The sequence below is a fragment of the Moorena sp. SIO1G6 genome (assembly GCF_010672795.1).
Classification (GTDB): Bacteria; Cyanobacteriota; Cyanobacteriia; order Cyanobacteriales; family Coleofasciculaceae; genus Moorena; species Moorena producens.
On the sequence record NZ_JAAHFZ010000006.1, the window covers coordinates 145,249 to 171,610 of the forward strand.

A 26,362-nucleotide genomic window follows, 5' to 3' on the forward strand; every position below is an offset into this window, starting at 1 on the left:
TAGAAACTATTCCATTCCTTCAATGGGTGCAAAGCCTTGTCGTTGGATATTTTCAGTAATAGTACGGGGTTCGAGGAATTGCACTAGATAATCGGGACCTCCTGCTCTTGAGCCTACTCCAGACATCTTGAACCCACCAAACGGTTGCCGTGAGACAATGGCACCGGTAATATTGCGGTTGATATATAGATTACCGACCTCAAGCTCGGCTGAGGCTTGTTCTATATGGGATGGAGTACGAGAATATAAGCCTCCGGTGAGGGCATAGTTGGTACTGTTGGCAATATCAAGGGCTTCTTGGAAATTGTTTGCGGCCATTACGGCTAATACTGGACCAAAGATTTCTTCTTGGGCAATGGTGGCGTTGGGAGAGATATCGTTAAAGATCACTGGACCAATAAAGTATCCGGTATCAGGTGCTGGCATTTCTAATGCTACCTTAGCTTCCTGACGTCCTTTTTCAACGTACTCCCGAATGCGATCGCGTGAAGTAGCATCTATCACTGGACCGACCTGGGTACTGGGTGCTTCTGCTGGCCCAATGTTAAGCGATCGCGTTGCTTCAACTAACCGTTTTAGGAAGCTCTGATACACTGGCTCCAACACAATTACTCGGGAGCAAGCGGAACACTTTTGACCACTGTAGCCAAATGCTGATTTGACGACTCCAGCTACGGCTTGGTCGAGGTCAGCACTTTCATCTACGATAATTCCATTTTTACCTCCCATCTCAGCAATGACTCGCTTGAGATGTTTTTGACCTGGTTGCACGATGGCGGCATCGGCGTAGATACGACAACCGACTTCTTGGGAACCGGTAAAGGCAATTAGATGGATATCGGGATGCTTGACCATATGGGCACCGACGGTTGAGCCTTTGCCTGGAACAAATTGAAATACTCCTTTGGGTATCCCGGCTTCTACTAAAATTTCAGCTATTTTTGCGGCAATCACTGAGGAATTTGCTGCGGGTTTGAGTAGCGTACAATTTCCTGCCACTAGGGCTGCTACAGTCATGCCTGTAGTAATAGCCATGGGGAAGTTCCAGGGAGAAATTACTAGAGCAATACCTCGGGGTTGATAGACATAGCGATTGGTTTCTCCAGCAATGTCGTAGTTATATCCATCGCTGAGCCGTTCCATCTCTGATGCGTAATAATAACAGAAGTCAATCGCTTCGGTGACTTCTCCATCGGCTTCTCGTAATGGTTTCCCAACTTCCAGACAGACCCATGCTGATAATTCAGCACGGCGTTGTTCCATCAAGTCTCCTGCTTTACGTAAAATACCAGCACGTTCCCTTGCAGGTGTACGTCGCCAACTGGGAAATACTGCTTTAGCTTTTGCGATCGCTAATTCTGCTTGTTCTACAGAAATTAATCCAATTTTCCCGATCACGACCCTAGGGTTAGAGGGATTAACAGAATCTACTGTGTCTGTTGTAGACTGATACTCCCCATTGATTAAGGGTAAATAGGTCTTACCCAGTTGTTGGCGAACGGTAAGTAAGGCTTGTTTGGCTTTTTCTCTGGCTTCTAGCTGAGCATAGTCTGTATTTGCAGCATTGGTGAATGGGTTAGGAGGTTGAAGGTTAGAAGGTTGAAGGTTGGAAGGTTGAAGGTTAGTTGGTTGAAGGTTAGTTGGTTGAAGGTTAGTTGGTTGTTCGCCTTTGGCGTTCGAGAAGGGTAGGTTAGCAGGTTGTGAACTTTCAACCTTCAACTTGCCAACCTGCAACGGTTCGTTATTCAACTTGCCAACCTTCAACCCTTCAGAACTTTCAACCTTCAACCTGCCAACCTGCAACGCTTTTGGTGGTGCAATCAATTCCTCTACGGGTCTATCTTCTAAGCTTTGTCGTAGGAAGGAACTATTTGCGGTATTTTCCAATAGCCGCCGAATCAGGTAAGCCATTCCTGGTAGTAGTTCTCCATAGGGTGCATAAACCCTGACCCGATGACCCTGATTGACTAAGGCTTTGGCGAGTTGGTCTCCCATACCGTAGAGGACTTGCATCTCAAAGCAGCGGCGGGGGATATTGAGATTTTCAGCAATTGCGATCGCATAAGCTTGGGAGCGCACGTTATGGGAACCGATAGCGCTATAGACATACTCGTGGTTTTCTAGCAGCAGCTTGGTGATACGCTCAAAATTGGCATCCGTAGCGGCTTTCTGGTTATATACTGGTTGGGGCCAATGGTTTTGCAGTGCTGTTATCGTCTCTTGGTCCCAATAGGCTCCTTTGACCAAGCGTATGGTTACTGGATTACCCCGCTGTTTTGCCCAGGCAATCAGGTCTTGACAATCTTGTTGTGAGTCTCGCAGATAGGCTTGCATGGTAACACCGATATCGGTGCGTGGGCGAAACTCTTCTTCCATCAGCAAGTCTTTGAGTATGGAGAAAGTAATGTCTTTGTATTCATACTGCTCCATATCAAAATGAACCGCCGCTCCTAATTCTTTGGCACGGCGGAGCAATTCACGGATGCGATCGCACACCCGATTTTGGCTACCCTGAGGATCAAGAGAATCAAATTGAGAGTAGAATGCTGTCAGTTTAACCGATACTTGGACTAATGGCAAGGATTTACCATCAGCAACGTCAATTTCCTCTACCGTAGACCACTGTTTGGCTGCCTCAGTGAGTTGTTCGATCAGTTCCAGATAGCGGTCTAGGTAAGACTGAGCTTCTGATTCTGTAATTACTGCTTCCCCCAATAAATCTAGGGTAAATGCCATCTTCTGGTTTCGCAGGCGTTTAATGGTTTTCAGGGCCTGGTTGAGATTTTTCCCAGCAATATACTTTTGGGCTAGGGTGGCTACAGCAGCAGATATGGTTTTGGCTGCCAGTTGTCCTGGTATGGAGTCAGGATTGGTGAAATTGAGCATTCCCTTAAGGGCAGCAGGCAGTTCTACTGACTCATCCCCTAGGTATTCTTGAAAGTGACGAGCCACTTCCGTTTGGCTACGCAGTGCCGGTAGGGTATCGATGAAGCGAAATAGCTGCACCCGTAGTCCCGGATTACTCATTGCCCAGGCTAGTAACTTATCATCCCAGCGCATTTGGTCTCGCATTTGGGCAAGAAAGGAACCTTTCTCCCGAGTTGCGGCTAGAAGTTCTCTGGCAATTTCCTGAGTTTTAGCTTCGTAAGTGCTTTTGGGGATTTCTATAACCACCGGTAGTAGACTCCTGTTCTAGACTATGGCAGTTTTTGATAAAACAACCATTATATTCTATTTTCTCTAGTTAAAGCAATATCTGACCTGAGTCTTTAGAGGGATTTGCTCATAAGCATTCAGCATTCAGCATTCAGCATTCAGCATTCAGCATTCAGCCATCAGCATTCAGCTTTCAGCTTTCAGCTGTCAGCCTATGGGCTACGCACACGCTACTTGAGGTGCTTTCAACCATTGGCCTGTGGCCAATGGCTGTTCGCGTAGCGTGCGCGTAGCGCTAATCGCTGTTCGCTGATGGCTAATAGCTGATGGCTGATAGCTGATAGCTGATAGCTGATAGCTGATAGCTGATAGCTGATAGAAAAGCCGGGATTGATAATCGTGATATTTTTGTCATCATAGAAGTAACTCCTATTTAGGTGGGAGGAAAGCCGCGCTGGTGGTGGTTAACAGTTATGACCAGCGCGGTTATTAGTTTCAGTCGTCACCTTCTATAGTATAGATAAATCCTCTAAAAAATGCAAGGGGTAATTCAAATTATTTACATTTATTTATGAATAAAAAATTTGACAGTTTATATATTAAAATCTGTGTAGTATATAGCTAGTTTTTTTTGGTTATAGCAATCGTAAATTAATTGTAATATTTTTTGTTACGTGTTACCTATTTTCTGTTCCCTTTTCCCTACTACCTCCTCCCTACTTACTGCTCCCTTTTTAGATCAATCCTATGTTTACATTTAAACTAAAAATGCTATAGGATAGTATCAATCATCATTTACAGACTAGTTATGTTAACCCTCGATGAAATCGAAACAGCTATTCGACAATTACCGAACAGCGAGATTCGAGAGCTGGCAGCCCGCTTACAAAATTATTTAGATGATGCGCGATAATAGGTGGGACCAGCAGCTAGAATCTGACCTAAAATCAGGAAAGCTAGACACCCTTATTGCCAGAGCCGAAGCAGATATTGCTAGCAATCAAGTTAAGGAGCTTAATGAAATCCTTTACGACAGGTGCGACCCGTGGCGAATTTAATTCGCCAAGGTCAAGCGCACCTAAGCTGATTTTTGGATAAATGCTATAAACTAGATTAACCATAAATCTAATCAAAAAAGTAATCATCATGAATTGGAGAGAATACATTCATTCAAATCCCAACATTTTATTAGGTAAGCCAGTGGTTAAAGGCACTCGTTTATCCGTTGAGTTTATTTTAGGCTTGTTTGCTGCTGGTTGGACAGAGTTACAGATATTGGAGAGCTATCCAACACTAACTACAGAATCAATCCGAGCAATCTTTGCCTTTACTATTGAATGTATGCAATAGCTCCCTAAAAAATCTACCTAACCCCATTAAGATGTAGGGTGGGCAGTGCCAAAGATAGATAAGAGCAGCTGGGGATAGCATTAGTAGGCACTGCCCACCGCCCGAATTAATCACAATAGAATATTGATGTAGGGTGGGCAGTGCCAAAGATAGATAACAGTAGCTGGCGATCGCATTAGTAGGCACTGCCCACCCTACTAACTAACTCACTAAAACCCAGATCTAGGGTGGGCAGTGCCAAAGATAGATAAGAGCAGCTGGAGATAGCATTAGTAGGCACTGCCCACCGCCCGAATTAATCACAATAGAATATTGATGTAGGGTGGGCAGTGCCAAAGATAGATAACAGTAGCTGGCGATCGCATTAGTAGGCACTGCCCACCCTACTAAACTCTAAAATATCTAAACCCAATTTAAAAATACTATAATATACTTTAACTTTGAGTAATCTTGTTCAACTATGGAACCATTAACAACTGTGAGTTTACCTATTGCTACTGTTGGTATTCTGGTAGCGACTAAAGCCGTAGAAAAAATCGGGCACAAGGTAGGGGAAGCTCTCTGGGACACACCTAAGCGGTTGTTTCTGGAATTATTCAGAAAACAGTCTCCAGATACAGTAACTGCGATCGCAAAAGCTCCAGAGCAACCTCTTGATTATGCCGAAGTGGTATTGCAGGTAGAAGCAGCAGCTAAGCAAAATCCGGAAGTTGCCCAAGCTATGGAGCGTTTAGTGACTACTGTTGATGCTCAAGCTTTGCCTAATTTAGAGCAAATTATTCAAGAGATTACTAAAGCATTGGAATCCCACCAAGCTACGCTACTAGTTAAAATTACAACATTGAGAATATGAATAACCAAACTCGATTCAATCAAGCTCCCCCACTACCTCTGTATTATGTGGAACGCCCGGAAGTTAGCCAACGACTAAAACAAATCCTTTTATCCCAAGAAACATCAAAAGCTGGCACCTTAGTAGTTAGTGCCATCTATGGCTTAGGAGGCATTGGGAAATCCACCATTACTGCCGCCTTAGCCCATGATTCAGAGGTTCAATCTCATTTTCCTGATGGTATTTTTTGGGCAACCTTAGGTCAGCAACCTGATATCTTATCCTTTCTAAGTACGTGGATACAGCAATTAGGAGATTATGACTTCAAACCGATTAATATTGATAGCGCTTCTTTACAACTAAGAACATTATTATCCGATCAGAAAGCGTTACTAGTAGTGGATGATGTTTGGCATCCTGACCATGTTGAACCCTTTCGAGTGGCTGGGGATGGCTGTCGGCTTTTAGTAACTACCAGAGAAGCCCAGGTTGAAGGTGCGATTGCCTATGATTTAGACGTGATGACTCCCAATCAATCCTTGGAGTTATTAATGTCTTGTTTACAGCTGTTTTCAGATGAATCGACCTCACTACCTTTAGCTACAAGCCCCCTAAATCCCCCAATTCTGGGGGACTTTAACTCAATTTCCCCCCAGAATTGGGGGGCTAGGGGGGCGGGGGACTTTAACTCAATTTCCCCCCAAAGTTGGGGGGCTAGGGGGGCGAAAATTGCTGTAACCAACCAGCTAACTAATCAAGACCTGGAATATGCTGAAACCTTAGCCAAAACTGTGGGATATTTACCCCTGGCCTTAGAATTAGCTGCTGCCCAAGTTAGAGATGGCATCTCTTGGCAGGAGTTACTGGATGAGTTACAAGATTTAATTGTTGGCATAGAAGCCTTGGATAGATTGAAAGCAGAGGAAGAGCCAAGTGACGCTAAGCGCAAAAACTATAGTCTAGTGGCTTCCTTGAATCTCAGTTTAAAGGGATTATGCGACGACGAGAGGTTGAAAAACTTTGCTTGGTTAGGGGTACTGCCAGAGGATGTTACTATTACTGAAACCATGGCCACAACGTTATGGGACTGTAATTTAGTTGAAGCTAAAGATACGTTAAGATACTTACGACAAAAAGCGTTATTACTACCAGGTTTATCTACTACACCAGAAACTAACTATCGCCTCCATGACTTGTTACATGATTTAGCCCGTCGTCTGGTACAATCAGAGTTAGGATTATCAATTACCGAAGCTCATCAACAATTATTAGAACGTTATCAAACTAAGACCGATAAGGGATTATGGCATACTTTCCCCGATGATGGTTACATCTATAGTCACTTATTCTGGCATCTAGAGAAAGCTAAAAAAATTAATGACATTCATCAACTCCTGAAAGAAGAAACTCCAGCAGGAGATAACGGTTGGTATTGGCAGTGTGAGAGACAGGGGAACACTGCTAATTTTATCAAGGATGTATCGAGAGCTTGGGCAATAGCAGCAGATAATTTTACAGAAAATCCTACAGAATCGATTAGTTTACAGTGTCGGTATGCTCTGATTACCACATCCCTCAACAGCTTGGCTGGAAATATTCCTCCAACGTTAATGGCAGCATTACTGCAGAATAAAATCTGGACGCCAGCTCAAGCACTAGCTTATGTGCGACAGAATAAAGATTATAGTAGTCAAGTAACGGGTTTGGAGGCAATTAGTGAGTATCTTCCCCCTTCTTTATTATCGGAAGCCTTAGATTGCGCCAGAGGGATTTCCAATGAATTATCCCGAGTTAATGCCTTAGTCACCTTAGCCCGCCACTTCCCGGATGTGTTACCGGAAGCCTTAGATTGCGCCAGAGGGATTAAGTCTGAATACTACCGAGTTAATGCCTTAGTCGCCTTAGCCCCCCACTTACCCGATGTGTTGTTACCCAAAGCCTTAGATTGCGCCAGAGGGATTTCCGATGAATACGAACGAGCAAAAGCCTTAATCACCTTAGCCCCCCACTTACCCGATGTGTTACCAGAAGCCTTGGATTGCGCCAGAGGGATTTCCGATCAAAACTGCCGAGCCAGAGCCTTAGTCGCCTTAGCCCCCCACTTCCCGGATGTGTTACCAAAAGCCTTAGATTGCGCCAGAGGGATTAAGTATGAATACCACCGAGCATTTGCCTTAATCGCCTTAGCCCCCCACTTACCCGATGTGTTACCAGAAGCCTTAGATTGCGCCAGAGGGATTGAGTTTGAACACCACCGAGCCTATGCTTTAGAGCGCTTAGCCCCCCACTTACCCGATGTGTTGTTACCCCAAGCCTTAGATTGCGCCAGAGGGATTGAGTCTGAATACTACCGAGCATTTGGCTTACAGCACTTGATTGAGAACTTAACTCCTTCGTCAGTTGATTTTCCTCTTTGGCAAGAAATTCTTGATAGTTTAGCTAGTCTAACCCGTCCCAATTTTCTTGAAGCTCTTCCTCAATTAGCTCCTTTAATCATTAAGTTTGGGGGTGTTGAAGCCCTAAGAGAAACGATGGCAGCGGTTGAGGATGTTAGCGGATGGTGGAAGTAAAGGAAAGGGAGTAGGGAGTAGGGAGTAGGGAGTAGGGAACAGATAAGAGGCAAAAGGCAAAAGGCAAAAGGCAAGAGGCAAGAGATAAGAGTTAATCAAGGATAGAGGAATTATTATTAGCTTTACTGGGTGTGGGGCGAACAGGTATTAGGATTCAGTTGATGCCTGTTCCATGGGGAATAATTGCGCTGAAATAAAGTTCAGGAAATATAGAGTGCGTTCGCATCCCTCAATTCAAAATCTAATATCTTGCCATCTTCGAGTAACTTCATAATCACACAAATCAGAACTCAGTACATAAACCCCTCTAGCTAAAAGAGAGTAAAGCGATTGCTGACATTGTTGTGCTTCTAATTTGTCATTGGGAGAAGATAGCAACCCTAAAACCCCTGTATCGACAAAAACAATCATTCTTAGTTATATAGCTTAGAGCCTTCTGGACGAAAACTATCAACAATTTGTTTAAATTTTTCTAAATCTTCCTGTCTGATTTTAGCTTCTTCTTGAGTGATTTCCTCTTCGAGGCGTTTTCTTAGCCATGCCAGAGCAGGTTGATTGAGTTTAATTTGTTCTTCAACAGTTTTACCTCTATATTTTAAGTAGGGAGCAAAATGACTTTTAGTATTCCTTGCCATAGATTTTAACGCCTTGTTTACTTCATTCAGTATAGCGGTTTTCAATAGGGTGAGGTACTGTAGCTTGTAGGGTGGGCAAAAACAGTTTGGTTATTGTGAGTATTCGAGATTAGATTAATTTGCCCACCCTACTTTATTGAGCTTGTAGGGTGGGCAAAAACAGTTTGGTTCTTGTGACTATTCGAGATTAGATTAATTTGCCCACCCTACTTTATTGAGCTTGTAGGGTGGGCAAAAACAGTTTGGTTATTGTGACTATTCGAGATTAGATTACTTTGCCCACCCTACTTTATTGAGCTTGTAGGGTGGGCAAAAACAGTTTGGTTATTGTGACTATTCGAGATTAGATTACTTTGCCCACCCTACTTTATTTAGCTGTAGCTTGTAGGGTGGGCAAAAACAGTTTGGTTCTTGTGACTATTCGAGATTAGATTAATTTGCCCACCCTACTTTATTGAGCTTGTAGGGTGGGCAAAAACAATTTGGTTATTGTGAGTATTCGAGATTAGATTAATTTGCCCACCCTACTTTATTGAGCTTGTAGGGTGGGCAAAAACAGTTTGGTTATTGTGACTATTCGAGATTAGATTAATTTGCCCACCCTACTTTATTGAGCTTGTAGGATGGGCAAAAACAGTTTGGTTCTTTTAAGTATTCGAGATTAGATTAATTTGCCCACCCTACTTTATTTAGCGCACTCGTGCCAATATCGCTTCTATCTGTTGTAGGGGCACAGCACCAGAGAAGGCTTCACCATTCATCACAAAGAAGGGTGTGCCGCTCAGTCCCAATATTTCTGCTAGCTGCATGTCTTCTGCAATAGCACGATCAGCTGCGTTCCGATCTCGGTTAAACTCCTCTAGGTCTAAATTTAGGTCTTGGGCAATGGCAAGATATAACTCTTCTCCTAATTGCTTTTGATTGGCGAAGAGGGCATCATGGTACTCCCAGAATTTGCCTTGTTGAGTGGCCGCCCAAGCTGCTTGAGCGGCTGGCAGGGCTTGGGGATGAATTCGGGTGAGGGGGAAGTGTTTGTAAACTAAGGTGACTTCATCACCATGGTTTGCTATAAACTGGTTGACGGTGTCGTGAGCTCTGGCACAGAAGGGACACTGAAAGTCTGAGAATTCTACTAGCACAATTTTATCTTCAGTGGAGCCAGTGGTGGGGGAGGAACCAATGAAGGCTTGGGGATTGGTTTTGAAGCCCTGCAAGATTGCTTGCTGTCGCTGCTGGCTTTCCCGTTCCAGTTGCTGCTGGTATCTCTGGACCGATTCTAGGATTACTTCTGGGTGCTTGCGGATGACGTCGAGTATTTGTTGTTCTAGTTGAGGAGTAATGTTGGGGGCTGCTGTGGCTGGGAGTGACCAGGTTGAGAAGGACAGGAGTAGGAGTAATCCTGTCAGTGATAGGGCTTTCTGGAAAATGCTAAGGAGCTTAGTGAACATGATTGTCTTAAATGGAACCAAGGCATAGGTTATCTCACATCAGGCAACATCGGCAACGGATCGGTAACGGATGGATTAATCGGTGGGATTGTCGGGAATTTGAAGATGTTATTATAATTTTTGCCTAATTCCATGCATTGCGATTCACCCTCCAGACGTAATCCTGGCATCCCATAAAAGAGGAAGATGTCTTCCTCTGTGGAAGACACCTATAAATGTCTTGATAGTCTTATTGTCTATCAATAAATCTCTTAGACATCAGGGTTATTTGCACCAGTTATTTGCACAAAATGTATTGATGTTGGTGGTCAGAAAAATAGCCCCAAACACGACGCATGTCATTAGTACCAGTGTTAAACTTCCAATCGATATCATTAACTCCTGTGACATACCAGCCAGACCATGAACCATTTAACCAACGAATTTTATAGGCAACAACATCACCCACCGCCCAAAATTTGATGGTCGATCTCTGTATTTAGTCCTTTATACCATCCAGGACTTTTTCCAGTTGGAGGTAGACCAGACTGGTCAGATCCTTGCAATGTACAAGTAGCTTGAGTGCGAAGTTCATATTGGATGCAGTCACTTCCACGACACCCATTAGCGGCAAAGGCAGGCTGGGCTGGCAATATGGTTATTGCTGCAAGAATCAAACAACTTAAAACGATCAAGATACTCTTTTTTAGATTACTCATGACTCTGGTTTACTTTTTACTTCAATTAGGTACTCACGGATGCAAATCAGGTGAATAAATCTCACTGACCTTGAACCCTCTTCTAATATCTAAAAAGTATTCCTAGATCGGCAGTACCCTTAAGGGTACTATTACATTTTTTAATTTGGTGAGGTACAGAGTCCTGGGTTTTATGGAACAGGGAACAGAGAACAGGCAACAGATAATAGGCAAGAGGCAAGAGGCAAGAGGCAAGAGGCAAGAGGCAAGAGCTACACAATCTTGTGTACCTCATTAGGTTGGAAACCGCTAGATGGCAAGGAAATAAAAATGCCTGGGAAGACGACAGGCTTAGGGTGGGTTAGGGAAGGGCTCGTACTCATTTTCAGCCTCGTGGCCAGGGTTGGGACAGACCGCTGGGAAATGAAACAGGCAAGATGCCTGTTCCACCAACAGGCTCATTCCACCCACCGGGTCAAACAGAATCCCCCAAATTCAATTCGGGGGAGTGGCTTAAGGTAAGGATTCAGCCGTCAACCGTCAGTGGTCAGCCCTCAGCCCTCAGCGGTTGGCCCTCAGCGGTTGGCCCTCAGCGGTTGGCCTTTAGCTGAAAGCTGATAGCTGAAAACTGATAGCTGTTCGCGAAGCGTGCGCGTAGCGCTTAAGCTGAAAACTGATAGCTGTTCGCGAAGCGTGCGCGTAGCGCTTAAGCTGAAAACTGATAGCTGATAGCTTACGGCTCAAGTCATGATTCATTCCGCTTGCAACGGTGCATCCAACACTTTAGTAATGCGATCGCGTGCGCCTTCTAAGTGGGCTAAGCTAGCAGTATCAAGGTTTTTCCCTTGTTTGTTCAAGGTTTTTGCGATCGCATCCCGCAATTGACGGAGTTTATACCGGGCTAACACCCGAGCATCCTCGGGAGTATTAAAGGTTTGGATAGCAATAATAAATTCAGGGAAGGTGCGGGCACTTTCTAGACTATTGGAATTGCGCAGTGCCATGTTCACTAAAAGACTCATATACTGCCGTTGCAATCCCCGACGCAAGCTAGAGATTGGCTCAATCTTAGCGTTACTATCTAGTTTCCAGATGCTATCTTGAACGGTGTCAAACACTTCTGCCATGGTCAAGGCTTCCCCAGAGCTAGTTTTCAGTTGAGCATCCCGCAAACGAGCCAGCCGTTCTGATGAAAATAAATCCCCCAGCACAATGGTTTGAACTAACATCACTCGCTCATGAATGGGATAATCGAGGGGGAAAATAGTGGGAAAAGTACCCCAGTGAGTCCAGCGAGATGGGGCTAACTGGTTGAGGAGTTGGGGTGAGAAGTTAAAGGTATCTTCAGCAAACATATACTCCCCGAGCATGGCTAAAGCCTGACGCTGTTTTTCCACAGGGATCGGTTCAAAGGGGAGTGTGCCAGTCTTGCCACCAGTGTAGTTTCGATTAAAGGTTTGTCCCCCAATATAACCAGTAAGGGACATAGCGTTTTCAAAGAAATAGGAGAAGACCGTATCAAAGCGATCGCGTAAATCCCCAGCACTTTCTTCAGGCAGCAGGTAACTGGTGTTCAAGCGTTTCCAAATTGCCTTAGCATTCTCCATTTGCCACTGAGAGTAGCGCAATGGATCACCACTAAGGTCCCAAACTTTAGCTTCTGGGTCAATAAAATCGAAAGTATCCTCATCTGTAGCATAGGATAGTCCCATTTCGGACCCTTCAGCAGCAATTTTGCGCAGTGTGCGTAATTCTTGTTGAGGAGTCAGAGCATCAATAGGACTGTAGCCATACTTAATCACCCACTTATCATAGGGACCAACCACTGTCGAGAAATAATCTCCCTGTTCCATTCCCTCTGGCGCTAGATTAACTGGTACATAATCCATGACTGACCCGACTAGCCCTTGGTTGCGGGTAATCTCAGTATTATTCAATTCCTCTGGACTCAACATGGTGCTGCCCCGGAAATTGTGGCGCAATCCCAGAGTATGACCAACTTCGTGAGCTGTCAGGTAGCGCAAATACTGATGGATGAAGGTTTTCATTTCCTCACCACTGGGCAACTCGTGGTTTACCATCGATAGAGACAATGCTCCAAATTTAGCTTGCTGAGCTGATGCCATGCCAAAACAGAACTCATGGTCTGGGACTTGGGTTAGTCCGGTTAGGAATTGCCCAGCTGGTAGGTTCAACTGAGCCGCTTTGCCAGGATTGCTCTTGAGGATTTCCTGCCATTTGAGGTAAGGACTTTTGATGCCATTACTACACAGGGAACCATTAAACGGGAATTGGGATAACCCAGATAATGCCTGGGATTGAGGCTGGGAAGCAATAGCCTGGTATTCGGCTTTGATCCAGCGCACCGCATTAGCATCAATAATCACGTCTGCATCCAAGATTTCCCCAGTCAAGGGGTTCACTCGGGATGGACCCATAGCGATAATGCCTGGGAATGAGGGAAAAGAATTGGACCAGCGAATGGTGTTGTAGCGAATATCAGCGGGGTCCCAGGTCGCATCATCTGGCATTTGCCGCACTTCAATGGCATTGTCAAACCCTGCCTCCCGAAAGGCTTCATTCCACATCAAAACCCCCTCCCGAATTGCATCTCGGTACTCCAGAGGTACAGTATTTTCAATCCAAAATACAATCGGTTCTTTTGGGGGGGATACAGTAGCAGTAGGGTCTTGTTTTTCTAAATGCCAGCGCCTGATATAACGGATAAAGGGCTGTTTCCGGTTTTGATTGGATAGATTTTGATAAGCACTGATGAAATAGCCTACCCGTTCATCGGCGAGTCGATGACGGTAACCATTGTTGGTCGGTAGTTTAGAAAAGCTATAGCGGACACTAAGATTAAATGCCCGTTGATCTGGCAGACTCCTTAAGGGAAAGAATAAATCTCCTCCACCAGAAAACCCATAAACCGACTCAATCTCTACATTCAACGGAAATGCTTGAGCATCACTGACATAGGATTTTTGAGGGTCTACTCCATAACTGCCTCCTAATATCCAAGGAAAAGCCGATGATAGTCCAGAGAAAGACCCATCGCTGACGAGGAGTTGTGTTAAATCCACCAACAGAGTTTTTCGTTCTGGATGAATACTAGTAATGGGCAGGGAATATAGCACCGAATCACTAAAAGAACGCTTAACAGAACGCTCTTGGGGGTCACCGGGTCGAGTACGGAAGTAGATATTTGGTATGACTAAATCTATGGTCTTCTGTCGGCGGCGGAATTGGAACAAAAAATCATTAACTGGCCAACCTGTTTGGAGCCCCAACTCCCCAATTCCCGAAGCAAGGGTGACAACACATAGGAAGTTTTGATTTAGTTGATCGGGCTCAATTTCTAAATAAACTTTGTCTTTTTCTTTATTGCGGTAGAGGGTGAGTAATCCTGCTAATTCTTCGGCATCTTCTACGACCTTATCAAAGGGCTTTAACTTGGAATTACTACTATCTGAATCGGATAAATCCTCTGAGGGTGCCTCTGAGGGGCCTTCAGCAATTTCAGGAGTTTGAACTTGGTTATGGGCTAAGGTTAGTTGGGGCGAGTCAACAATCTGTTGACCCAAATGTTGATCCAAAGTATTGCCCCTTGGAGTAGATAGAGCTATGGTTTGGAGGTACAAAGGGGATAGTACCAAGACGAATGCACACACACATAATATCAAGAACTTTAGTCTTTTCATCGATTAATCACTAATTTTTTTTTACGAAAATAAAGAGGACTGATTAATAATTATCATGGTTAGGAATCATGAAAGCTTAAAAATTTAAACTTCATCACTTCATATCATAATTACCAACTTCCTAAATTTGACAATTAATTATTGATTATAGCGTTTATGACACTTATAGCAGTCGCCAGGGCAGTTAGGACATGACAAAAGTCTCACACCCTTTGTAAGCGCAAGAGTTTGACTTCTGACTTCTGACTTCTGACTTCTGACTTCTGACTTCTGACTTCTGACTTCTGCTATATAATGTCCCTTCATTTTTTTTATCCCTACTCCCTACTCTCTACTCCCTACTACCCAAGACGAAAGTACTTCAACCAATTGATAGCTGCTAGAGTTACAATTGATTAGTTGTTGATTAGTTTAATCTTTATAGCTTCTGATTCCTAAGTATTACTTAAGTATTACTATCAATGGGAAGCACAGAGCAGAGCCATGGTTTTAGATGTTCTATTTATTTTTAGTCAAGATGGTGTGATTTTACTATAGTGGTTTTACTATAGCTTTTTTTAATTAAATAGACGAATCAATGGACTAACCCTTCAAGCACCCCGAAATTTCCACACCTTGGGTTAGTCTAGATCTATTTTTCCTGTACTTTGAGCCTTGGCAGTTCAAAAAAACCTAAGCATTCAGCCGTCAGCTAATGCGCTACGCGCACGCTTGGCCTTGGCCGTTGGCCACGCTACGCTAATGGCCACGCTGCTTGAGAGGTTGTCTGAGAAGTTTCATTTGTTACATCCAAGCCCCCTAAATCCCCCAATTTTGGGGGACTTTTAGAAGCAAATTGACTCTTGTTCCCCCCAAAGTTGGGGGGCTAGGGGGGCAAAATTCAGTATAAAAAAACTTGGGAGATATCCTCTGAGGTGCGAACAGCTATCAGCTATTAGCGAGTAGGCGCTTTAACTGCACTGGGTCGGATCAGTCAAACGAGCAGGGATTGTCAACCAGCCATACTCGTTCGTAAGCTTGTTTACTACCTCCCGTTGATTAGTTAATTAGCTGACGGCTGACGGCTGATAGCTGAATGCTTACAAAAAAACTGTACAGTGACTTCAAGTCAAGCTATACTTTGAGCAGTCAGCTTTCAGGTATTTATTAGTCAGCCCTTGCAGCTGACTACTTAAGCTCAGAAGTATAGTTGACTGAAAGTAGTGTCAGCTAAATTAGGTAAGCATTCAGCAAATGCGCTACGCCCACGCTACTTGAGGTGCTGTCAACAGTCAGCTCATCAACGGCAGGTAGTAAACAAGCACCAGGGGTTATGCTACGTCTGGTTCAGAATCCCTGCTGGTTTTACTAATCCGACCCCGTGCAGTTAAAGCGGCTGATACGCGACACGCTGATAGCTGATAGCTTAAACTTGATTAGCAGCCAAGCTATTGATAACACTAGACACCAAAGTCAGAACGATGGCCCCAAAAAAAGCTGGCCAGAAACCGTTGACCATAAACGCAGCAGGAGTGAAATAGGATGCCAGGGATAGGGTGATAGCATTAATCACCAACAGAAATAGTCCCATGGATAAAATTGTGATGGGCAAGGTCAGAATCACTAGAATCGGTCTAATGATGGCGTTCACTAAACCAATGACTACTACCGCTACAGCAGCTGCACCAAAACCACTAATGGTAATTCCTGGTACCAGGTAAGCAGTAATCATTAGTGAGATAGCACTTAGCAGCCAAGTCAAAAATATATTAAGCATCGATCTCACAAAAATATCGCTCACTATGATTTTAGCGATTCTGGCAAGATTAGCCTGGTTGTCCTCAAGAGCGATCGCATTTGTTCAAGGTGCTCGCCATGATCTATTAAGCTGTAAGATGGCTGAGCAGTATTTGGTGCTAGTTACTTGGGTATAACTCAAGTGATTATGCATCACAGTATGATTAAATTGGACGATTGCAGCAATAAATCTTTATGTTTTTCCGGCTACTGGTTACATTCTTATTTGCGTGCTCTGTTTTTTGTTATCCCTTACCCGTTCACGCCAAGAGTATAGCCTGCGATGGGAAACAACTCGTGGGAGCAGACTTATCTGGTGAAGACTTACAGAAAGTCAAAATTACCTATTGCAATTTGGACCAGGCTAACTTAGCCGATGCCAAATTGATCCAAGCATCTATCAAACATACTACCCTGAATAATGCTAATCTCCATGGAGCAGACTTGACCAAGAGCGACACCTACAACATTAGCTTCAATGATGCAGATTTAACTGATGTCATCTTTACTGGTGCCTTACTGCAACGTGCCAGTTTTGATGGGGCTGACATCACCGGTGCTGATTTTACTAGCACCCTGATCCAACCGGTCAGAGAACGGTTAAAACTCTGCGATGTAGCAAGTGGGGTGAATCCTACAACTGGTGTGGTGACTCGTGACTCTTTGGGGTGTTGGTAAGGTCTTGACTGTTGAATGTTGACTGTTGACTATCAAATAGTCAACAGTCTTGATCGATGGGGCTTACTTGACCGATGGTATGCTGGATGGTGTGCAAATTTGATAACTGTTTGCTAGAGGAAGGTGCATCTGAAAACTGGTGTTGTGACTTGTGAGTCTTTGGGATGTCGATTAAACGAGTAGGTGTAATTGGTGGAGGACAACTGGCCTGGATGATGGCAATGGCTGCCAAATCTTTGGGTATTCGGCTAGTGGTTCAAACTCCTAATATTACTGATCCAGCTGTCTGTGTTGCTGCTGAAACTATCTTTGCTGCTATTGATGATGGGGTGGCTACCGAGCAAATGGCATCTCGCTGTGATGTGATTACCTTTGAGAATGAATTTATTAACCTCCATGCCCTGAAATATCTGGCAAAGCGGGGAATTTGCTTTTACCCCCGACTAGAGGCCCTAGCGCCACTGTTGGATAAATATCACCAACGCTGCTATTTCGATCGGATTGGTTTACCCCAGCCAGAGTTCATCAGTCTGGAGGGGGAAGTGGGTAAGCAGGAATTAAAGTCCCTAGCCTCTTCTCGGACCCCCATCAACCTGAGTCAGTTAGAGTTTCCTCTGGTGCTGAAAGCGCGACGCCAAGGTTATGACGGCAAGGGTACGTTTATTATTAAAGACAGTCATAGCTTACAGGAAACTTGGAACCAGTTAAGCAATCAACCTGTGGTGCTAGAAGAGTTTATTCCCTTTGAACGGGAGTTGGCAGTAATGGCTGCTCGTTCTGTAGATGGGGAGGTGGTGGTTTACCCGGTGGTGGAAACTCAGCAGGAAGAACAGGTGTGTCGGCGAGTGATTGCACCGGCCCAGATTAGCCCAGATACGGTGGCGGAGGTGAATGCGATCGCAAAAACTCTCCTGACTAGTTTAGAGGTAGTGGGAGTCTTTGGGATTGAGTTATTCCTGACTAGCAATAACAAAGTTTTGGTTAATGAAGTGTCCCCTCGTACCCATAATTCCGGTCATTACACCATTGATGCTTGCGAAACCTCTCAATTTGAGCAGCAACTGCGAGCCGTGGTAGGTTTACCCTTAGGTAGCCCACAGATGCATTGTCCCAGTGCAGTAATGGTCAATCTTTTGGGTTATGAATCTTCCCAGGATGATTACCAACAGAAACGGCAGACCTTAGCCAGTTTACCAGGGGCGTTTGTCCATTGGTATGGTAAGACTCAATCCCGCCCAGGACGTAAGTTAGGTCATGTCACGGTTTTGAGTGATGGGAATTCCGTACAAGAGGTAATTGAGAAGGTTGAATCGGTTTGGTATGGCTAATACTCATAATTAAGAATGTAGAATGTAGAATGTAGAATTAAGAATGTAGAATCTAGAATGTAGAATGTAGAATGTAGAATGTAGAATGTAGAATGTAGAATTAAGAATGTAGAATCTAGAATCTAGAATCTAGAATTAAGAATGTAGAATTAAGAATGTAGAATGTAGAATGTAGAATGTAGAATTAAGAATGTAGAATGTAGAATGTAGAATGTAGAAGTCTCAATTCTCAATTCTCAATTATTAATTCTTAATTATTAATTCTAAATTCTAAATTATTAATTCTACATTCTACTACTCCCTACTCCCTTTGCTAAAGCAGTAGATAACTGGCGTAAGCGATCGCTAACTTCTAAATTGACTTCGTGAGCCTTTAAATCTTCGGGCATTTCAGCCATTAGTAAGGGATTTTCTTCTAACCATTCATTCTGGGCTACTCCTCGCCACACGGCTTCATATCGAATAAAGCGATCGCGCAATTGATCGAGTTCTTGTAAGCAAAATTGCTCAAACCCTGCGGCCTCAAAGATAGCCGAACGCAAATAGGTTTCAAAGGCTTTGATATCAGTTTCAACTTCCAAGATAACCTTCTCCGCTGAATTGGTAGGTTTTGGTGGCACATCCCCAGAGACTTCACGAATACCTAATAGCTCATGGCGCAGCTTGGGATCATAGAGCAACTTTGACCCACGATTTACATATCGTCTTAGGACGCTGAAAGCCTTTTCTTCCCCACTGTAGTAATTATCGACTAGTTCTATATCCGCTCCCAGTCTTTTCACAATACGCTGACGAGTTTCACTCCCTAAAGGACCAGGAATTAAGGAGTCGGCAACCGGACGGGCAAAGCGAAGAAACAACGCCGTCAAACTTCGACTTAATACTTCCACAAACTCCTCGGGATTACCAATAAGTCGCTGCTCTAATTCCTGGGTTTTCCAGAGTAACGTAGTCAGATATTCAACTAACTTTAATGCCTCTTCTTTGATTTCTAGGGCAAGGTGATGAGCAATATCTACTAAGAAAATGCTAATGGTAGCAGAAAGTTCTTTCCGCCAGTTATAGTCAGTTAATTTAGCATCAAATACACCGGAATTATTTTCTTTAAAAATTCGCTGTTTTCTTTGCTCAGTATTGGTTCTAATTTCTTCAATTTTAGTCTCAATATCCTGGAGGTATCGAGACCGAAATTTTTCTACAATATCTGAATTGAGAGATTCTTCTCCTTCTGCAGTAGAGTTCCATATATTATCATTATAATAGTCGCTGAGGTCTGCTTTAATCGTTTTCCACTTTTCTTCCCACCACTGGGAAAATTCAATACGACGTTGATTTTCTTGTAATCGCTTGGCTTCCGCTGGATTCTCTGAATAACGCTTACTAACGATTTCAAAAATTTCTTTTGATGTTGTTAATATATTTTCAATTATAGCCTCACAACGTTTCTGTAAAACAGTAACCCGTTTATTATTAATATAGTCAGTAATACGAGCCTTGATTTCCTGAATCCCAGTCGCGTCTTGTTTTAAGACTTCCTCATTTTCGATACCTGTCACAGAGTTAAGCTTAGTTAAAATTTCTTCAGGACTGCCAACTGATTCCAATGTTTGTTGATTAGCGAAGCCATTTAATACTAAATAAGCTCCCGCTGAACCGTGTACAATTTGCTCAGGAGATAATTTAGCTATTTCATGCCATCTATTTGATGCTTCATCAAGGTGTTCTTTAAGAGCTGCTGGACTAGCCAACTGATCAATCCGACTCAAGAAAACGAAAAATTTATCTGCAACGTTTACATTCTTATCACCCTGCTCAGTAAACTCAACAATTTTAAGTTCGTAGCCCTTGGGACTAGGATCTCGCTGTACCAAAATTACAGCATCACAATCTGACAGCATTTCTCTAGATTCTTCTATATGCTTGGCTAAACCTGAGTCTAATCCAGGCACATCATAGAAAACAATACCTTCAGCCTGGGCGAGTTTATTGGTATACAGCCTAGCTTCTAATACTGCATGGGCGTATTGCTCATCAGCAACATACTTGTTCAGGTCTTTGTTAATGTCTTCTAGGCGAGTAAATGGGATAGTTTTCCGACCTTCGCTACGAACTTGTCTTAAAGTGTCTTGATACTTTCGGATTGTCTCTAAATCTTGTTTGGCTCCATCACTATGTTTAGAATTACTGTTGGAAGCTGACTCCAGTTCATGCAAAAGACTGGTAAATTGTTCTTCGGTTTTAGGCTCAACTTCTAGCCTTTGCTGAGAATCTTGTTCAACGGAATAAATTTGTGTCGTTGTAAAAGTACAACGTCCTGCTTTTGCTGGCAGTAAATCACAATCTAACCAGGCATTAACAAATGTACTTTTTCCCGCCTTTTCCAAGCCCACAACAGCAATCCGAAATTCTCGCTTTTTCAAGCGTTCAAGCTGACGACGAGCGGGTTTTTCTTCTTCTAAAAGAACCTCTTTTAGGTGAGCAGGAACTCCGGCTTGAGGAAGCCTGGCTAAATCAACGGCGTGGCGCAACACAGTTAAAGCGTGACTTAAACGAGTTTCATAATAGGATGAAGCAGTTTTCCAATCCATTTTTCCAATTTATTTTCTAGCGTTTATTGCATGTATGATGTAAAGTAAGCAACCTCAAAGTCTCCCTTGTTAAGGCGGATTTAGGGGGATACCTTGGTACCTCATGGGAAATAGAATTGCTATAATTACTTAAGCACAAATAAATTTTTCTAAACCATATAGGTTAATAAGACGAGCAATTTTATCGATTTTAGCATCACCATCAGGTAGATTTTTTCTAAGCTCGAACTTTGTTTTTTGACCAATTATATTCTCACCTCCAGGAATTCTCAGCTGGATGTAGGCATCTTCATCACTCGAATAATTAATACTATCCGGACTGAGATTGAGGTTTACTATTTGGTCAATAGGTTGCCCTGAACCATAACATAAAAAATAAGAAGCAGACGATATCAGTTCTTTAACACGATTTGAGGGAATCAGATCATCTTGATTCTTCAAGTCACTTATCTTCAAGTCACTTAATTGATGAGAAGGAACAACTAAGCACAAAATAGATTCTTTTCCTGTAGAGTCTTTTGGTTGCGGTGACAGTGGTGGTGTATATTGCTCTGGTTTTTCTTGGGTTTTAAAAATCACTGGTTTCAGAAAAGCGTAGGAGCCAATAACTATAAGAGAGATGAAAAGTATAAAGATAATTGTCAACCAAGGCTCAGGAGTAACTCGTAAACACTGCGTCAACGGATCCTCTTCTGGCAACGGCTTATCTAATACTTCTTTACATAATACTTTTAATACTCTATCCATATTATTACTCCAATGATTGTTATCATCGTCAATGAAATACTTTTTCAAAAACTGAAAGTCTTGTGTGATGGTCGAATCCTGAGTTATATTGAAATGCTCACAGATTTCCTGGTAGTTGTCTGGAGACAGCTTGCTGATTGCTGTATACATACAACCCTTGGCTTTTGATTTGTAGCATTTCTCAATTTCACTATAAACTTCGTCGAAGCGGCTTCGAGATTCTTTATCCATTTGGTTATCATACTCTTTAAGGAAAATTGGAATATTGATCAAGTTGCTTCCCTAGCTTACAGAATAGAGGGAAACTACCTCAGCACTTTTCCAGCTTTCTTAATATTTTCCTTAAGTTGTTTAGCTTCCTGGTGTAGGGGATTCCAGATCGATAAGTCTTTTTGTAAAGATAGTTGAGCTTGATCATAGGCTTTATCTAGCCGCTCTTGATAACGGTCTACAATTTCTTTTTGAGAAGACTCAACCTTTTTTATAAACTTATTGGTTTGACAGATAAACCAATCCGCAACCTGACTATAAATTTCTATTTCTGCCTGATTTTTTTGCCATAGCCAGTCTTTATTGATGTCTTCTATTTTTGGTAACTGAGCATTATCACTAGAGCGTGGTTCTTGTTTAATCGTCTTTACTTTTCTTTTAAATAAAAATAAAGTTCGCTTGAGTTCCGTAACTTCAACGTCTTCTAGCCATGTGCCTTCTATAATTGCGAATCCAGCTTCAAACTTAAATTTTGGCTCAGGTATACTATCAATTATCTCAAGTTCTGATCTCGAAAAGCTAATGGCTAAATTGGGGGCAATATTCCCCATTCCTTCCTCAAGAAGAGACAGGTAATAATCCAATAAAGTCTTCAAGGCATCAACTACCCCTCTCATCTCTCGATCTAATATTTGTTTGACAGCTTCATTCATCAGACCCTTCAATGCACTAGTCAATTGATTGAGTTTATCATTAAGCTTCCTTAAATCTTTTTTCTCTTGCTCAGTACGTGCTTCGATCTTCTTCCCATTTTTAGTAGGATATTCTAAATCAATTAAATCTCTAATTACTCCTTCTAAAAGATTCAACTTGTCCGGATCAGCTTCTTGAAGCACTTTGCTATATAAACATATTTTTCCTGTATCCAAAGACTCAACCGTTGGCGTCAATATTTCCTTTACTACTGCTTGCTCTACTCCTCTTCTCCATCGATAGAGCGATATTAAACTGTTTGCGCGCTCTTGGTAGTCTCCTTGCCTGAGTTCTTCAATGATACTTTCGACAATTTGCTCCAACTCATTCCTAGGATCTGAAGTAGTATCTGAAGAGTTATTATCCTCGGAAAAACTTTGACCGCTCTCTTCTCTAAAACCCTTTAGAGCATTTTCAATTTTTTCAAAAGGGTCTCTTAGTTCTTGAGCTTTTTGTGAAATAAACTGACTGATGTCTTGCCGAATTTGGGCGATATTATCACATTCTTTTTGGTAGTCTTCTTCTTTACTATTAATGAAGGCATAAGTGGTTTGTATAGCCCACTCTGCTACTGCATTAGCTGCTTTAGCTTTAAAGCGGTCTACAATTTGTGGAATAACTAATTGTGGAAAGTTTTCATCGATATGCTCTTTCAGGTATTTGTGAAATTCCTCTGCGTAAGATACTTCCCAAACAGCGTCTGAAACACGTTTACGTCCTTGTGAATCCCACTTCTTTGCCAGTCCAGGTAAATCTTCTAGGATATCTTCTGGAATTAAAAAATTAAAGCGCTTGTTTATTTTTTCAGATGCTTGAGTACTTTTTTGCTGATTATGACTCTTCATTTGAACCGACAATAGAGCTGGCAATGCACTCATTTTTATTACTTGTAAAGCACTAATATCTTCTTGATATTCTTCTAGCTCCTTGGTTAACTTCTGTTTGATATCGTGAACAGTTCTTTTGAAAAAAAATCTTTCACTATCCGGCCAATCTTTGTCATCCCGAAACACATCAATTCGATTCAGAACAAAAAGCATCCGGGCTGGTGAGCCTCCTAGTTCTTTGACCTGATCAACGACTTCTTGGAGTAACTGACTAACAGTATCTTTATTGATTTCTGCACTATTATAGGTAACTATACATAAGGCTTCTTTACATTTTCTAATCACAGAAGCATTCCCTTCATCACCCACATGGGCTAAACCGGGAAGATCCATGATTCGCACTTTGGTTTTTTCAGGCAAATCAAGCAGGTTAGGATCGGCTACAAGCCGGAAAGGATAATATATCGTTGCTTGTGGACAAGCAACACTGGTTTTTTCGTCTCGATTAGCTTGAAGATAGGACTTCATGACTTGGTCTAAACGGTCATAAATGTCTTCGTCGGTAAGATTGCGCCATTCTCCACATTCCCAAAGTGCCCCTGGGGTCTGATCAATTTTCAGAGATTTCGTTTCACTGTATTCTACAATCACAACCCCTGCACTCATTTCTTGTACAGCAACTGGGAGAATTTCTGTGCCACACAAGAAGTTGACCAGGGTACTTTTACCACTGCTAGTTGTCCCGGTTGTCGCTAAGGTAAGAACCGGTTCACTGAGTTCTTTAACTAATTCACTTACCGCCACCTGGAATTGGCTGTTTAAATCTTCGAGTTCACTGTAGTATTCTGGGGGTAACTGCTCACGGATATGCTCATGAAAACTCCCCCATTCCTGGTAAACATTCCCGATTGATTCTTCAACAGCTTCAAACGTCTTTTTGATGTTGCTTCTCATTATCCTCAAAGCCTTTAGTGTTGAGTTGTAACGATGGTAAAGCACCCTATAGTTCGTGTTTATTTTTACCTAATTCTTTAGTTAGCTTTTGAATAACTATTACTATAATAATAGCGTTTTTTAACCCAAATTTGTCAAGGTAACTGGCAAATTGAAATATTTCTTAATCTAGGCAAAGACATAGCGCTACGGGCAAGGCAACAGGCAACAGGCTAAATTTTAGCATAACAGCTTTTCAACTTGTATCAATTTCCTAACCTGAATGGGTAGTGCTTTAAATGAGATGTAAACCTAAAAGGTATTTTTTGACTGTCCCATAAAACTCCAGACCTCTTTACCCTATTGCCTTTTGCCTATTGCCTTTTGCCTTTTTAAGCAATCCCTGTGTTTACAACCCAGATATAAACCCGCTGATTATGTCTGTGATGGACTGGTGGTTTCAGGGTCTAAGGGATTATCTGAGGTGGATTTCTGGGTAATCCAAGCGGTAATAATATGAGAAAGTAGTCCGATTGGTCCTGCAAATAAGCATAGAATTAGGGAGTGAATAGTCCAAATACCAGCCTGTTGCCCTTGGCAATAAATCCAACGCCCTACAAACAAGTCCAGAACTAGGAAGTGTATCCAGCCAGTAGCAGCAACGGTTTCGTCACTAAAGAAACGGGCAATATCGGCTAACTGAGGATTGGATAAGGCTTGGGCGGATTCTGGTGTAATGCTATTAATAAATAGTTGACACTCCCCGTCCTAAAGGCGCGGGGATTCTTCGATCATAGACTCGGCTTGCTGAACCTGGCCGGAACCAAGAACAGTAGAGGCTAAATCTCCCGAAGCGTTCGGATCTATGATCCAGGTTCCGGTGTGCCCCACCGTACCCAAGGCTTTTTTAAGGATATTGACTGCGGCGTTATGGTCTCTGTCCAACTTACAACCACACTTACAAATGTGAGTTCTAGTTGATAATGATTTCTTCACTACTTCGCCGCATTCTGAGCAGTTTTGGCTTGTATAAGCAGGATTTACTGCTACAGTCACTCTGCCAAACTTAGTTCCAAAATGCTCCAGCCATTTCCTGAATTGATACCAACCAGCGTCATTAATAGACTTAGCAAGACAATGATTCTTTACTAGATTCTTGACTCTTAAATCTTCGTAAGCGACCAGGTCGTTAGACCGGATTACGCAACGTGCCAGTCTCTTAGCATGTTCTATGCGCTACGCGCAGGCTTCGCCAACACGCTGCCTACTTATTCTAAGATGATGCCTTCCTAGTCTGTTAATGGCTTTCTTGCGGTTAGCAGAGCCTTTCACTTTCCGAGATACTCGACGTTGATAAAACTTTAAGCGTTTTTCGCCTTTCCTATAGAATCTAGGATTTGGTTCTGTGTTTCCGTCAGAGTCAGTATAGAACTCCTTTAGTCCCAAATCTAGACCAACGTTTCTCTTAGAAGGGTCTAAGTCTTCTTTTATGTCAACTGCTACGCAAAATTGAACATAGTAGCCATCAGCGCGTTTAATTATCCTTACTCTTTTGATTTGTTTTTTGTCGAATTGCCACAAATCCCAAGTTCCCTTGAGCTTGAGCTTTCCGATGCTTTTCTTGTCACTGAAGGTGATAGCCTTATTATCAGAGGATAGCTTCCAACCAGACTGCTTGTACTCTACAGACCGGCAATGTTTTTGAAATCTAGGAAAGCTCTTTTTTCCAGGCTTGTTCTTTTTGCAGTTGTCATAAAATCGAACAATCGATGACCATGCACGTTCAGAAGCTGCCTGTCGTGCTGTTGAGTTCAGCTCATTAGCAAAAGGGAATTGCTTAGCCAGTACTTTACAATACTTACTAAGGTCATATTTCCCAGTCCCTTTATTGTCCATCCATAAACGAAGACAAGAATTGCGAACAAATTTAACTGTCCGAATAGCTTCATCTATGGCTTTGTATTGACTTTCTTTCCCGTAAGCTTTGAACTCAATTATGATCATTGACCTAAGGTCACGCTCCGCGAACGGATATCGACCTTTTACGTTATTGTTTTATATTACCATACCTGGCGACAAATATCCGGACAGGATGAAATATTCACGGCGAATAAACTCGCTACTGGCTTTAATCTCCGTTCTAAAGACGCGGA

21 protein-coding genes and 1 pseudogene are annotated in these 26,362 nt (G+C 42.7%); 8 read left to right on the plus strand and 14 right to left on the minus strand.

Annotation, left to right across the window (positions count from 1 at the left end; genetic code table 11):
• Nucleotides 1-6 precede the first annotated feature (6 nt).
• On the minus strand, nt 7-3,174 hold the full coding sequence (gene pruA / locus F6K63_RS08100; protein WP_287311576.1) for an L-glutamate gamma-semialdehyde dehydrogenase: 3,168 nt from the start codon (nt 3,172-3,174) through the stop codon (nt 7-9).
• Nucleotides 3,175-4,302: 1,128 nt separating this feature from the next.
• Between pruA and F6K63_RS08105 the strand changes: the two genes are divergently transcribed.
• The 3 genes from F6K63_RS08105 to F6K63_RS08115 all read left to right on the plus strand — a co-directional run bounded on the left by F6K63_RS08105 (nt 4,303) and on the right by F6K63_RS08115 (nt 7,908).
• Nucleotides 4,303-4,506 carry a DUF433 domain-containing protein gene (locus tag F6K63_RS08105; RefSeq protein WP_008180552.1) on the plus strand — a complete coding sequence of 68 codons (204 nt, stop codon included), beginning with the start codon at nt 4,303-4,305 and terminating at the stop codon, nt 4,504-4,506.
• 460 nt (nt 4,507-4,966) lie between these two features.
• Nucleotides 4,967-5,359 (plus strand): hypothetical protein, encoded by a 393-nt coding sequence (locus F6K63_RS08110; RefSeq protein WP_287311578.1) that lies wholly within the window; start codon nt 4,967-4,969, stop codon nt 5,357-5,359.
• Nucleotides 5,356-7,908 (plus strand): NB-ARC domain-containing protein, encoded by a 2,553-nt coding sequence (locus F6K63_RS08115; protein ID WP_287311580.1) that lies wholly within the window; start codon nt 5,356-5,358, stop codon nt 7,906-7,908. Before F6K63_RS08110 ends, F6K63_RS08115 begins: the two co-directional genes overlap by 4 nt.
• A 234-nt stretch (nt 7,909-8,142) precedes the next feature.
• On the opposite strand, the gene F6K63_RS08120 is transcribed toward F6K63_RS08115, so the two are convergent.
• The 6 genes from F6K63_RS08120 to F6K63_RS08145 all read right to left on the minus strand — a co-directional run bounded on the left by F6K63_RS08120 (nt 8,143) and on the right by F6K63_RS08145 (nt 10,963).
• Nucleotides 8,143-8,319 (minus strand): hypothetical protein, encoded by a 177-nt coding sequence (locus F6K63_RS08120; protein ID WP_008180562.1) that lies wholly within the window; start codon nt 8,317-8,319, stop codon nt 8,143-8,145.
• 2 nt (nt 8,320-8,321) lie between these two features.
• Nucleotides 8,322-8,543, minus strand: coding sequence for a hypothetical protein (locus F6K63_RS08125; RefSeq protein ID WP_008180564.1), 222 nt, complete (start codon nt 8,541-8,543; stop codon nt 8,322-8,324).
• 689 nt (nt 8,544-9,232) lie between these two features.
• On the minus strand, nt 9,233-9,991 hold the full coding sequence (locus tag F6K63_RS08130; RefSeq protein ID WP_287311582.1) for a DsbA family protein: 759 nt from the start codon (nt 9,989-9,991) through the stop codon (nt 9,233-9,235).
• Between the two features lie 29 nt (nt 9,992-10,020).
• A complete protein-coding gene (locus F6K63_RS08135) occupies nt 10,021-10,200 on the minus strand; it encodes a hypothetical protein (RefSeq protein WP_287254246.1) in 180 nt (59 codons plus the stop codon).
• Between the two features lie 68 nt (nt 10,201-10,268).
• On the minus strand, nt 10,269-10,439 hold the full coding sequence (locus F6K63_RS08140) for a hypothetical protein (protein ID WP_287254248.1): 171 nt from the start codon (nt 10,437-10,439) through the stop codon (nt 10,269-10,271).
• Between the two features lie 332 nt (nt 10,440-10,771).
• The gene (locus F6K63_RS08145; protein WP_287311584.1) at nt 10,772-10,963 is read right to left on the minus strand and encodes a hypothetical protein; all 192 of its coding nucleotides are present in this window, start codon (nt 10,961-10,963) and stop codon (nt 10,772-10,774) included.
• Between the two features lie 142 nt (nt 10,964-11,105).
• On the opposite strand from F6K63_RS08145, the gene F6K63_RS08150 reads away from it, so the two are divergent.
• Nucleotides 11,106-11,279 (plus strand): hypothetical protein, encoded by a 174-nt coding sequence (locus F6K63_RS08150; protein WP_287311585.1) that lies wholly within the window; start codon nt 11,106-11,108, stop codon nt 11,277-11,279.
• A gap of 141 nt (nt 11,280-11,420) precedes the next feature.
• Here the strand turns inward: F6K63_RS08150 and F6K63_RS08155 are convergent, their stop codons facing one another.
• Nucleotides 11,421-14,369 carry a zinc-dependent metalloprotease gene (locus tag F6K63_RS08155; protein WP_287311587.1) on the minus strand — a complete coding sequence of 983 codons (2,949 nt, stop codon included), beginning with the start codon at nt 14,367-14,369 and terminating at the stop codon, nt 11,421-11,423.
• A gap of 654 nt (nt 14,370-15,023) precedes the next feature.
• Between F6K63_RS08155 and F6K63_RS08160 the strand changes: the two genes are divergently transcribed.
• Entirely contained in the window at nt 15,024-15,197 is a 174-nt protein-coding gene (locus F6K63_RS08160) for a hypothetical protein (RefSeq protein ID WP_287264754.1), read from the plus strand.
• Nucleotides 15,198-15,774: 577 nt separating this feature from the next.
• Here the strand turns inward: F6K63_RS08160 and F6K63_RS08165 are convergent.
• Nucleotides 15,775-16,125, minus strand: a complete 351-nt coding sequence (locus F6K63_RS08165; RefSeq protein WP_044492381.1) for a phage holin family protein — start codon at nt 16,123-16,125, stop codon at nt 15,775-15,777.
• A gap of 25 nt (nt 16,126-16,150) precedes the next feature.
• Between F6K63_RS08165 and F6K63_RS08170 the strand changes: the two genes are divergently transcribed.
• The 3 genes from F6K63_RS08170 (at nt 16,151) to F6K63_RS08180 (ending at nt 18,151) form a co-directional block, all read left to right on the plus strand.
• Nucleotides 16,151-16,282, plus strand: coding sequence for a hypothetical protein (locus F6K63_RS08170; protein WP_287311589.1), 132 nt, complete (start codon nt 16,151-16,153; stop codon nt 16,280-16,282).
• A gap of 160 nt (nt 16,283-16,442) precedes the next feature.
• Complete coding sequence (locus tag F6K63_RS08175) at nt 16,443-16,823, plus strand: pentapeptide repeat-containing protein (protein WP_008180578.1); 381 nt, start codon at nt 16,443-16,445, stop codon at nt 16,821-16,823.
• A 164-nt stretch (nt 16,824-16,987) separates the two neighbouring features.
• A complete protein-coding gene (locus F6K63_RS08180; protein WP_287311591.1) occupies nt 16,988-18,151 on the plus strand; it encodes a 5-(carboxyamino)imidazole ribonucleotide synthase in 1,164 nt (387 codons plus the stop codon).
• Nucleotides 18,152-18,435: 284 nt separating this feature from the next.
• Here F6K63_RS08180 and F6K63_RS08185 read toward each other — a convergent pair whose 3' ends face one another.
• The 5 genes and pseudogenes from F6K63_RS08185 to F6K63_RS08205 form a co-directional block, all read right to left on the minus strand.
• Nucleotides 18,436-20,739, minus strand: coding sequence for a dynamin family protein (locus tag F6K63_RS08185; protein WP_287311593.1), 2,304 nt, complete (start codon nt 20,737-20,739; stop codon nt 18,436-18,438).
• Between the two features lie 129 nt (nt 20,740-20,868).
• On the minus strand, nt 20,869-21,717 hold the full coding sequence (locus F6K63_RS08190) for a hypothetical protein (RefSeq protein WP_287311595.1): 849 nt from the start codon (nt 21,715-21,717) through the stop codon (nt 20,869-20,871).
• Nucleotides 21,718-21,791: 74 nt separating this feature from the next.
• The gene (locus F6K63_RS08195) at nt 21,792-24,080 is read right to left on the minus strand and encodes a dynamin family protein (RefSeq protein WP_287311596.1); all 2,289 of its coding nucleotides are present in this window, start codon (nt 24,078-24,080) and stop codon (nt 21,792-21,794) included.
• Between the two features lie 564 nt (nt 24,081-24,644).
• Nucleotides 24,645-24,956 (minus strand): ABA4-like family protein, encoded by a 312-nt coding sequence (locus F6K63_RS08200; protein ID WP_075873636.1) that lies wholly within the window; start codon nt 24,954-24,956, stop codon nt 24,645-24,647.
• A gap of 21 nt (nt 24,957-24,977) precedes the next feature.
• Nucleotides 24,978-26,213, minus strand: a pseudogene (locus F6K63_RS08205) (RNA-guided endonuclease InsQ/TnpB family protein).
• Between the last annotated feature and the right edge of the window lie 149 nt (nt 26,214-26,362).